We start from the raw sequence: 1010 nt of genomic DNA, 5'->3' as shown, positions 1-1010 counted from the left end.
CTCCCACCGCACCCGCCCGGCCCGGCCGCCCAGCCCCCGGAGTCTGTCCGCATGAAACGCCACCTGATCTCGGCCGCCGACCTCACCCGCGACGACGCCATCCTCGTACTGGACACCGCCGAGGAGATGGCCCGCGTCGCCGACCGGCCGATCAAGAAGCTGCCCACCCTGCGCGGCCGCACCGTCGTGAACCTCTTCTTCGAGGACTCGACCCGCACCCGCATCTCCTTCGAGGCCGCCGCCAAGCGGCTGTCCGCCGACGTCATCAACTTCTCCGCCAAGGGCTCCTCGGTCTCCAAGGGCGAGTCCCTGAAGGACACCGCGCTCACGCTGGAGGCGATGGGCGCCGACGCGGTCGTCATCCGTCACCACTCCTCGGGCGCCCCGCACCGGCTGGCGACCTCCGACTGGATCAACGCGTCGGTGGTCAACGCGGGCGACGGCACCCACGAACACCCCACCCAGGCGCTGCTCGACGCGCTGACCATGCGCCGCCACCTGTCGGGCGCCGGCCGCGACCTCGACGGCCGACGGATCACCATCGTCGGCGACGTGCTGCACAGCCGGGTGGCCCGCTCCAACGTGCTGCTGCTCACCACCCTGGGCGCCGAGGTCACCCTCGTCGCCCCGCCGACGCTGCTGCCGATCGGCGTCGAGACATGGCCCTGCCGGGTCTCCTACGACCTGGACTCGGTGCTCACCAAGTCCGACGCGGTGATGATGCTGCGGGTGCAGCGCGAGCGGATGAACGCCGCGTTCTTCCCCACCGAGCGCGAGTACGCCCGCCGCTACGGCCTGGACGGGCTGCGGATGGCGGCCCTGCCCGAGCACGCCATCGTGATGCACCCCGGCCCGATGAACCGCGGCATGGAGATCACCGCCGAGGTCGCCGACTCGCCCCGCTGCACCGCCGTCGAGCAGGTCGCCAACGGCGTCAGCACGCGAATGGCCGTGCTGTACCTGCTGCTCGGCGGCTCCGAGCCGGCGATCGCCCCGGCCCGTACCGACAG

Annotated in this window: 1 protein-coding gene; it reads left to right on the top strand. The window is 72.1% G+C overall.

What is annotated here, in order from left to right:
* Positions 1-51 precede the first annotated feature (51 nt).
* Positions 52-1010: aspartate carbamoyltransferase catalytic subunit (locus tag AC13HU_RS37615; RefSeq protein WP_483046497.1), on the top strand; the 959-nt coding region annotated here is incomplete at its 3' end.

The sequence above is a fragment of the Streptomyces sp. NH27 genome (assembly GCF_056859195.1).
This window is presented reverse-complemented; position numbering and strand designations above follow the sequence as displayed.